Below are 10557 nucleotides of genomic sequence, written 5' to 3'. Positions count from 1 at the left end.
TGAACCGTACCGGGTTTGTCGGAGAGTCAATATTCTGAGAGACTATCCCGATGACAAAATTAAAATATACCCCTGAAATCAGAGAAAGAGCGGTTCAATTATTGATTGAATCTGAAAAAGATTATCCATCGAATTGGGCTGCGATCACCGCTATTGCTCCCAAGATAGGTTGTAGTCCTGAAACACTACGTGTTTGGTATCAAAAATATTTAGATAAACAAAATCCAGTTAAAGTACAGCAGCTTTCAGATCAAGAACGTATTAAACAACTCGAACGTGAAAATAAAGAACTGCAACGCGCCAATGAGATTCTACGTAAAGCAGCCGCTTTTTTCGCCCAGGCGGAGCTCGACCGCCCACACAAATAATGGTGGATTTTATCCATAATAATAAACAGCTGTACGGAGTCGAGGCGATTTGTAGAATTTTACCGATCGCACCTTCAACCTATTACCGGACTTTAGATCTCACAGTAAATCCAGAACATCGAGCGAAACGAGATTTACATGACTTGCATCATGCTGAGGAGATCAAGCGAATTTGGAAAGAAAGTTCAGGTCGATACGGTGTGCGTAAGGTCTGGCAACAACTGAAACGTGAAGGCTATGTGATTGCACGTTGTACAGTTGCTCGATTGATGCAGAAGCTAGGTATACAAGGTGTTTGGCGTGGTAAGAATAAACAAACTACCCGTAGCCGAGATGACCAAAAACGGGCAGATGATTTAGTGAAACGTAATTTTAGTGCTGATCATCCAAACCAACTATGGGTCGGTGACTTTACGTATATTCAAACTCATTCAGGCTGGGTCTATACCGCCTTTATTATTGATGTGTTTTCACGAGCAATTGTTGGATGGAAAGTATCTACACGGATGAATACAGATATGGTGCTCGATGCATTGGAGCAAGCATTGCATGATCGAGGCATGCCAAAGAATGTGATTCATCATTCCGACAGAGGTGTGCAATATCTTTCCATTCGCTATACCAATCGTTTAGAAGCAGCAAATTTACGAGCATCAGTCGGTACGACAGGCGATTCATACGATAATGCTTTGGCTGAAACGGTGAATGGCTTATACAAAACATAGGTGATTGAATATCTAAAAGCAGTTTGGCAAGGTTTAGCAGATGTACAACTTGCGACACTAAACTGGGTAGATTGGTTCAATAAAAAGCGTGTACACAGTGCACTGGGTTATGTATCGCCTTTTGAGTTTGAAGCAATGTACTATGATAAGATTAACCCGTTAGGTCAGGTGGCCTAACTTAAATAAAAAAGTCTCCGACAAACCCGGTACGTTTCAATCAGCCTTCTATCCCCTGTCATATTGCTCACGGCTGCAGTGATCGCAGTCCCCTTAATCAAGCGCCTAGGATTAAACTCGGTATTGGGATATTTAATTGCAGGATTAATTATTGGTCCATTTGGACTGGCATTTTTCTACGATTCTGCGTCTATTCTGCATATCGCTGAGCTTGGTATTGTGATGTATCTGTTTGTGATTGGACTAGAAATGCGTCCATCGTATTTATGGAGTTTAAGAAAAGAAATTTTTGGATTAGGTACATTACAAATTAGTGCCTGTTCATTGGGGCTAACGGCTGTAGGCTTGGTCTATGGCTATTCTTGGCAAGTGAGTTTTGTGTGTGCTGCAGGCTTTGTACTCACCTCGACTGCAATTGTAATGCAACTTTTGGGAGATCGTGGAGACATTGCTCAACCACGCGGACAAAAAATTGTCTCGATTCTGCTGTTTGAAGACTTGTTGATTGTCCCTTTATTGGCAATTGTGGCACTGTTGCAAATAGCTGCTGATGGTAAGCTAAATACTCTTTTAGCTAAAGGATCAGCAGATGAATGCTTTCCATGGTCGTCATTTTCAGGGCGAAATCATTCTTTGGGCCGTCCGTTGGTACTGTAAATATGGCATCAGCTATCGTGAACTTCAGGAAATGCTCGCTGAACGGGGAGTAAATGTCGATCACACCACGATTTATCGTTGGGTTCAGCGTTATGCTCCTGAAATGGAAAAACGTTTACGTTGGTATTGGCGTAATCCTAAAGATCGACATTTATGGCATCTGGATGAAACTTACGTAAAAGTGAATGGCAAATGGGCATATCTATACCGAGCAGTTGACCAACGTGGCCATACTCTTGATTTCTATCTTTCTGCTAGACGAAATACCCATTCAGCTTATTGTTTTCTTGGTAAGATTTTGAATCATGTCAAAAAATGGCAGATTCCACGAGTCATAAACACTGATAAGGCTCATACCTATGGCCGTGCTTTGTCGCGACTAAAACACGAAGGAAAGTGTCCTGAAGATCTGGAGCATCGACAGATTAAATACAAGAATAACGTGATTGAATGTGATCATGGCAAGCTTAAACGGATCATCAAGGCTACGTTGGGATTCAAGTCTATGAAAACGGCTTATGCCACAATTAAAGGTATTGAGGTTATGCGTGCTCTACGCAAAGCACAAGCTTCATTATTTTATAACGGTAATATTCTAGGAGAAGTTTGGCTAGTAAATAAAGTTTTCGGTCTCTAAGCTTTTTTGAAGGGAAAATCATCGACTCAGATCCCTATTTGCAACAGTGCCGAACCGAGCGAGTATCTACGAGCGATCAACTGGCATTAAAATTTTGCCCCTACCTTTTCTCTGATTACAAGCTCTCTTATGGTGTTCTTTTTGGCAATATTCCTGTATGTACCAAGCAAAGATGAACTAGACGAACATAGAGTTGATATGACTATACTTAAAAATATCCGCTACAAATCAAAGAGTGTGATGGAAAAATATTAATCAGAATTATGGCTAAAAAGCTGTGTACTTATTTGAACCGAATAACATTAAAGAAAAAACCTATGACTGGTGCCTAATCGACCCTAAAAAATATCAGGTGAGTGGTACATTACTTATTTTTTATCATTACTAATGAGATCACCGCCTCGCAAAATAACTCGACTTTGAAACAAGGCTTAATCATACTTCAAAGTATCGAGTTAAAATGCTAATATTCATTAAGTTATTTCTAAGTGGAGGCAGAAAAATGAAGATCAAAATAATCTGTCTCATCACAATGATAATTGTATTAGCCTTAGCCGTTAAGATAGAAAATGACAAGGAAAAACAAAGGATTCATGAATCAATTATAAGTGATTAAACCATTTAAGCGCGTTAACTTCATATCTGATCCATTTCTTGACTAATCATAATTGTAAAAAATATGAAATGAAAAAGACCTTAGAGGGCAAACGAGAGCGTTTTAAGGCATTAAAAAACCCACAGAAGTGGGCCAAATCATTATTTCATGCTGAAACAATAGTTTTTACTAACCTCTGAGGGAATGGAACAACTAGTTAGCATATTTATTATAAATGCAATATGAATCAAAATGTTTAAAAGATGTATCTAAAAGGCTTCTTTATCATTTTTTTGTTTAAAAAATATTTGCCGAGCGAAGCAATAGCATAAAAAAAAGCCCACTCAAGGAAAGTGAGGTGGGCTTATAAACTAAAGATCTTTGAAAGCCAACAAGAAACCACAGCTAGTTTCTGTTCACTATTTTGTGTACTAATCAAATAATATTCAGTGGCAAAATACGCCAAATACTAAAATATTGTTAAATAAATCAAATTTTTAGAGCTGAAATCTACGATATTTATTTACAGAGTATAACGATTAAAGTAATAACTCTTTCTAAAAATAAGGAGGTTTGGAAAAATCTTATAGTTACCTTGATAATATCCACTCTCATTAGCTTCCTTATTTTATGCACTATAAATTTTTTATTTGGACATGGCATATATATTCCGTGGAGTGACCATAGCCATTGGACAGAGATATTAAGTATAGAAATAATACTCATGAGTTTAGTAATAGGGGGAGTTAGTACCTCTATGATTATGTTAGGGACATTTATTTCTAAAAATAATAGATAGCACAGAATTAACAATCTATAAGTTATAGAAATTACTAGATGTTTCTTTAATTCTTTTCTATTCATTCGACACATAAGGTCACGAATTACGTAAACCCTATATAAGTTTATTTTTTAAACACTCGGATGTCTTATTTCATACATTAATTTACAGCGATTTCTTGGTGCATAAGGCTCTAATAAAAGTGTTTTTTATTTTTGGCAGCCTTGATACGAGTCTGTTTAATGTTGAACTAGAAAGAGGAAATCCGCATGCGTGCTCTTACCTATCATGGTGCTCGGGATGTACGAGTTGAATCCGTTCCAGATCCAGTGATTCAGGAACCAGATGACGTCATTTTAAGGGTGACAGCGACTGCCATCTGTGGCTCAGATCTGCACCTATACCGGGGTAAAATTCCGGCCACTGAAGATGGAGATATTTTCGGCCATGAATTTATGGGAATTGTAGAAGAAGTCGGCCCTGAAGTCACAGAAGTCAAAAAAGGCGACCGGGTAATTATTCCTTTCGTGATTGCATGTGGTCACTGTTTTTTCTGTGAACATGAACTAATGGCTGCCTGTGAAAATACCAATACCGGCCGTGGTGCAATTCTCAATAAAAAACAGATTCCACCAGGGGCAGCTTTATTTGGCTTTAGCCATCTGTATGGTGGTATACCGGGTGGTCAGGCTGAATATGTACGGATTCCCAAGGGCAATATCGGACCATTTAAAGTGCCAGGTTCCCTGCCTGATGAAAAAGTATTATTCCTGACTGATATTCTGCCAACCGCCTGGCAAGCAGTGAAAAATGCCCAAGTTGGTCGAGGTTCCAGTGTGGCGATTTATGGTGCTGGCCCAGTCGGTCTGCTGGCTGCTGCCTGTGCGCGGATGCTCGGTGCCGAGCAGATTTTTATGGTCGATCACCATCCTTATCGTCTGAGTTTCGCACATCAAACCTATGGGGTGATTCCGGTCAATTTTGATGAAGTCGATGCCGCTGAATTTATCATTCAAAATACCACGGGTTATCGTGGAGTCGATGCCGTCATTGATGCGGTCGGTTTTGAAGCCAAAGGCAGCATGCTGGAAACTGTAATGACTAACCTGAAATTAGAAGGTTCGAGTGGTTCAGCGTTAAGACAATGTATTGCAGCGGTCCGCCGCGGCGGTGTGGTGAGTGTACCTGGAGTTTATGCCGGTCCAATTCACGGCTTCCTGTTTGGTGATGCCTTTGACAAAGGTTTAACCTTTAAAATGGGACAAACTCATGTGCATAATTACTTGCCGCAGTTGCTAGAACATATCGAAAATGGAGATCTGTCTCCAGATCTGATTATTACCCATCGCATGAAACTGGAAGATGCTGCGGAAGGTTACCGTATTTTTGATAAAAAAGAAGAAGACTGTCGTAAAGTAATTCTGACGCCATAAATATGATTAAAGGAAAGCGCCATCAGGCGCTTTTTTATTTTTTATCATCATTTTATCAATCCTCTTTTTCTTGTTTTTAAGGGCTTTGTTGCACAAAGATTTGAAATGCAAAGCGCCCCTAATTGAGCCAAATTTAAGGCGTAACTTGGGTAAATGGTCGACCTGATTCCGTAAATCTGTTGAGCACTGCTACACGTGCATGAATCTCATTGACTTGGCTATCAAAACTCCTTGCACTGAGTTTATCTCCTAATAATTTGATGCAATGCATCTTAGTTTCAACCAACTTCGCCAATGATAGCCTGACCATTTTTTCCATAGTATCCTGCCTAAACGTTTAACTGTTCGAAGTAATTCATTTCGTTCTAGCGAGCTACTCTTTGTATCTTTCCATGGTTTCGCATTTTTTCTAGGTGGAATCACCGCATGCGCTTGCCGATCTGCAATTGCAATGACCTGACGGCATTGCTTGGTGTCATAAGCTCCATCGGTATAAACAGAGTCAATCCGCTCATCTTGTGGAATCTGATTAAGTAAATCACCAAGCACCTGTGAATCACTGACATTATTGGTTGTAAGCTGAAATGCTCGTATTTGCAGGGTTTTGGCATCTATACCAATATGTAGTTTACGCCATTGGCGACGATATTCAGGTCCATGTTTCTTGCGCTTCCATTCACCCTCACCTACAAACTCCATGCCTGTAGAGCCCATGAGTAGATGCAGCCCATCTCTACTTTTTTGGTAGCTGATTACAATATCAATATGCTTTTGTCTTCTACAAAGCGTAGTGTAATCTGGAGCTATCCAATTTAATCCGCAAAGTTTAATCAGACTTTGCACAAAGCCAGTAACCATACGTAAAGACAGACGAAATAAGGATTTAATCATTAAGCAGCATTGGATGGCTGCGTCGGAGTAGGTTTGATTTCGCCCTTGTTTGCCTTTTGATGGCGCATACCATTGCGTAACAGGATCAAACCAAATGGCAATATTTCCGCGACTCATGAGTGCTCGGTTATATGCGGGCCAATTGGTTGTGCGGTAGATTTTAGGTGCGGGCTTATTCATTTGAAAATTATATTGTGGAATAAGCCTTTAGAAATAGGTTTGTGCAACAAAGCCCTTAGTTGAAAAAAATTTTAGATTTCATGCTCACACACCACCTAAAAAAATATCTGATTGATTTTACAGGTTTTTAATTTAAGGTTTTATTCTACCCACTCGCAATATCAATGTTTAGTATCACGACTCACTAACTCATTAACTAAATATGGAGCAGTACGGCTATCTTGATTTTCTGTTATTTGTTTTGGTGTTCCTGCCACAACAATATTCCCACCAGCATTTCCAGCACCTGGTCCCACATCAATCACCCAATCTGCTTGTGCAACGGCACGCATATCATGCTCAATCATAACCACGGTATTACCCGCATCGACTAATCGCTGCAATTGAACTAACAATCGATCTACATCTGATGGATGCAAACCTGTAGTTGGCTCATCAAGTATATACAGTGTATTTCCACGCTGATTGCGTTGCAGCTCGGTCGCCAATTTAATACGTTGCGCTTCTCCACCAGATAGTTCAGTCGCTGGTTGCCCTAAACGTAAATAACCAAGGCCAATTTCCTTTAATAATTGTAGTGAACGAGCAATCGAGACCTCTCCATCAAAAAAATCACGTGCTTCATTGACGGTCATTCCTAATATTTCAGCAATATTACGTCCATTCCAGCGAATTTTCAGAGTGTCATCATTATATCGAGCACCATGACATGTCGTACAAGGGGCATATACACTTGGCATAAACAATAATTCTACACTGACAAAGCCTTCACCTTCACAAGTTTCACATCGCCCTTTAGCCACATTAAACGAAAAACGTCCAGCATCATAATGAGCTTGGCGAGCTTCAGGAGTCCCAGCAAATAACTTTCTAACATGATCAAATAAACCCGTATAAGTTGCCAGATTAGAACGTGGAGTACGGCCAATTGGTTTTTGATCAACCTGTACCAGACGCTGTATAGCCTCCACATCACCAGCCAGAGAACCCTGTGTAACCTCGGTAACCAACATTCCTTCATTTAAAGGATTATTTTCATTATTGTTTTCAGTTTCAGATTCATTGCCTAAATATGAAAGTACTAACTCGGGTAAAGCTTGAGAAACGAGACTAGATTTACCTGAACCTGAAATACCTGTAACTGCTGTAAGTACACCAAGAGGTATACGAGCATCAATATTATGCAGGTTATGTCGGTAAATATTGTTAAGTTCAAGCCAACCAGAGGGTGTACGTCCATAACTTTGAGTAACTGGGATTTTATTAAATAAATAACTTGCAGTACGTGAAGCTGAAATCTCACTTAAACCCTGAGGTACTCCACTATATAAAATATTACCACCTTGCTCTCCTGCATCTGGTCCAACATCCACTAACCATTGAGCACGACGCATGAGCTCTAAATCATGCTCTACAACAAATACGGAGTTTCCAGCGTCTCTTAATTTATCGAGAGAATCATATAATGACTGACTATCTGAAGGATGTAATCCAGCAGACGGTTCATCCAGTACATAAACTACACCAAATAGCATAGAACTTAATTGTGTTGCTAAACGCAAACGTTGTAACTCTCCCGCTGAAAGAGTCGGTGTGGCTCTATCTAATGTTAGATAACTAAGACCTAACTGGCGTAATTGATTTAAACGCCCCACCACACCATTTGCTAAACGCTGCGCAGCAATTTTCTTTTCATCTGAAAGTGCTGACGTACGTCTTACATCTGGAGATACAGAATGCACTGCTCTACCTGTTGTTGCTCGTTCAGATCTATCAAGTTGGGTTACTTTATTATTAGTCTTTTCTCCAGCATCATGAGCGTCGAAATTGCCTAGAACAATGGGCTCAAGCAGGCAAGTTAACTTATCCAAAGAAAGTTGCATAAACTCACCAATATCTACTCCAGCAAAGGTAATAGATAAGGCTTCTGGTTTAAGGCGTTTACCATGACAGGAAGGGCATATTTTTCCTTCCATAAAACGTGAAACACGTTTTTTCATCAACGTACTTTGGGTATTAGCAAAAGTATGAAGGACATAGCGACGAGCACCAGTGAAAGTGCCCATATAGCTGGGTTCTAGTTTACGTTTAAGTGCAGATTGAGTCTCAGCGGGGCTTAAACCAGCATAGACAGGAACTGTTGGGGTTTCTTCAGTAAATAAAATCCAGTCTCTATCCGATTGCGGTAAATCTTTCCATGGTCGATCAACATCATACCCTAGGGTTACTAGGATATCGCGTAAGTTTTGCCCGTGCCAAGCAGGTGGCCATGATGCGATAGCTCTCTCACGAATACTGAGTGTTGGGTCAGGAACCATTGTCGATTCTGTAACTTCATAAATGTGACCTAAACCATGACAGGTAGGACAAGCACCTTGAGGAGTGTTCGGTGAAAAGTCCTCGGCATATAACATTGGCTGATCGGCAGGATATGCACCAGCACGCGAATAAATCATTCGCACGAGACTTGATAAAGTTGTTACACTTCCAACAGAAGAACGGGTATTACTTGCACCACGTTGTTGTTGCAATGCTACTGCTGGTGGTAGACCATCAATAGCATCAACATCTGGTACTCCGGCCTGATCTATTAAGCGTCTTGCATAAGGTGCAACAGATTCGAAATATCTTCTTTGTGCTTCAGCAAAAATAGTTCCAAAAGCAAGTGATGATTTTCCTGAACCCGATACACCTGAGAAAACAACAAGTGCATTTCTTGGGATAGAAACATCTACATCCTTAAGGTTATGCTCACGTGCACCTCGAACTTCAATACAATTATTAGATAAAGTAATGTTATTGTGTTCACCAAAAGAATGTATTTTCATGTTTCTAGGAGCCTGTAAATTATTTTGTGTTAGTCCCATTTTTTATAAATGATCTTTTAATCGATCATCGAACTGAATCGTAAACCAATTCATTGCTAAACGCCAATTTTGAATTGGCATGGTCCATTTTTTAGCAGCATTTGAAGTTGCTAAATAAATGACCTTTTTCACTGAATCATCAGAAGAGAAGATCTTTCTCTTTTTAGTTGAATGGCGGATCACGCTATTCAATGATTCAATTGCATTTGTTGTATAAATCGCATGACGTATTTCAGCAGGATAGCTAAAGATCGTTCGGATATTTTCCCAATTTGCCCGCCAGGATTTTCCAATTTTTGGATACTGATGATTCCATTGATCGCAGAAGATACCTAGGGAATTTAAAGCATTTTCTTCTGTACTTGCCTGATAGATCGCCTTCAATCCTGCTGTTACAGCTTTGTAGTCCTTCCAGCTCACAAATCTCAGGCTATTGCGTACAACATGCACGATACACAGCTGGATGTCAGTATGAGGGTAGACAGAGGCTATCGCATCAGGAAAGCCTTTTAGCCCGTCTACACAGGCAACAAGAATATCTTGCACTCCTCGATTTTTAAGCTCTGTCATGACTGACAGCCAGAATTTGGAACCTTCTGTTTGAGCAAGCCACCTGCCAAGAAGTTCTTTTTGGCCATCCAAGTTAATGCCTAATGCTAAATAAACTGATTTATTGATTACTGTTGAATGCTGACGAACCTTAACAACAATGCAATCTAAATAGACAACAGGATAAAGACTATCGAGTGTTCTATTTTGCCATTCTGTCACTTGTTCAATGACAGCATCCGTTACCTTACTAATAAGGGAGGCAGATACATCGGCATCGTACATTTCTTTAAAAAAAGCAACAATTTCTCTATTTGTCATTCCTTTCGCATATAGCGAAAGAATTTGATCATCCATGCTAGTAATGCGCGTTTGATGCTTCTTAATAATCTGTGGTTCAAAAGAGCCGTCACGATCACGAGGGATATCTAAAGCAAGCTGCCCATCTTGTGTTAGAACTGTTTTGGAGCTAAAACCATTACGTGCATTAGATCCTTTCTTAGGTTGATGCTTTTCATAGCCTAAATGTTCAGAAGGCTCAGTATTCAGAGCGGTTTCGATCATGAACTTTTTAAATATGGCTGTCATTTGGTTTAAATCTTCAGGAGTTTTTAAACCTTTAGCTAATTCAGCTGCCATACTTTTGATTGTAGCTTCATCCATGTGAAGTACCTCTTTTTATTATCCTCAGTAGGAT

At 39.8% G+C, this 10557-nt stretch carries 5 protein-coding genes, 2 pseudogenes and 1 other annotated feature; of the genes and pseudogenes, 4 read left to right on the top strand and 3 right to left on the bottom strand.

The annotated features are described in order from the left end of the window. Positions 1-50: 50 nt before the first annotated feature. The 4 genes and pseudogenes from MKL36_RS15830 (at position 51) to MKL36_RS15815 (ending at position 5373) form a co-directional block, all read left to right on the top strand. Positions 51-1270 (top strand): annotated as a pseudogene (locus MKL36_RS15830) (IS3 family transposase). Beyond that, positions 326-442: a sequence feature (AL1L pseudoknot), on the top strand. Its footprint overlaps the pseudogene before it by 117 nt. A 39-nt stretch (positions 1271-1309) precedes the next feature. Continuing rightward, complete coding sequence (locus tag MKL36_RS15825) at positions 1310-1927, top strand: cation:proton antiporter domain-containing protein (RefSeq protein WP_079263707.1); 618 nt, start codon at positions 1310-1312, stop codon at positions 1925-1927. Then, entirely contained in the window at positions 1860-2564 is a 705-nt protein-coding gene (locus MKL36_RS15820; protein ID WP_025466852.1) for an IS6 family transposase, read from the top strand. Before MKL36_RS15825 ends, MKL36_RS15820 begins: the two co-directional genes overlap by 68 nt. Before the next feature lie 1645 nt (positions 2565-4209). Next, positions 4210-5373, top strand: coding sequence for a zinc-dependent alcohol dehydrogenase (locus tag MKL36_RS15815; protein WP_006582112.1), 1164 nt, complete (start codon positions 4210-4212; stop codon positions 5371-5373). A 133-nt stretch (positions 5374-5506) separates the two neighbouring features. Here MKL36_RS15815 and MKL36_RS15810 read toward each other — a convergent pair. The 3 genes and pseudogenes from MKL36_RS15810 to MKL36_RS15800 all read right to left on the bottom strand — a co-directional run bounded on the left by MKL36_RS15810 (position 5507) and on the right by MKL36_RS15800 (position 10523). Beyond that, positions 5507-6444 (bottom strand): annotated as a pseudogene (locus tag MKL36_RS15810) (IS5 family transposase). Positions 6445-6605: 161 nt separating this feature from the next. After that, positions 6606-9272: an excinuclease ABC subunit UvrA gene (locus tag MKL36_RS15805; RefSeq protein WP_002055446.1), complete on the bottom strand. Its 2667-nt coding sequence runs from the start codon at positions 9270-9272 to the stop codon at positions 6606-6608. A gap of 42 nt (positions 9273-9314) precedes the next feature. Then, positions 9315-10523 carry an IS256 family transposase gene (locus MKL36_RS15800; RefSeq protein WP_021511398.1) on the bottom strand — a complete coding sequence of 403 codons (1209 nt, stop codon included), beginning with the start codon at positions 10521-10523 and terminating at the stop codon, positions 9315-9317. Positions 10524-10557: the final 34 nt, after the last annotated feature.

Origin of the sequence: Acinetobacter sp. AOR12_HL (assembly GCF_027855275.1) — a bacterium.
Lineage (GTDB): Bacteria > Pseudomonadota > Gammaproteobacteria > Pseudomonadales > Moraxellaceae > Acinetobacter > Acinetobacter baumannii.
Note: the sequence above shows the minus strand (reverse complement) of the source record. Positions and strands in the feature narration are given on the sequence as shown.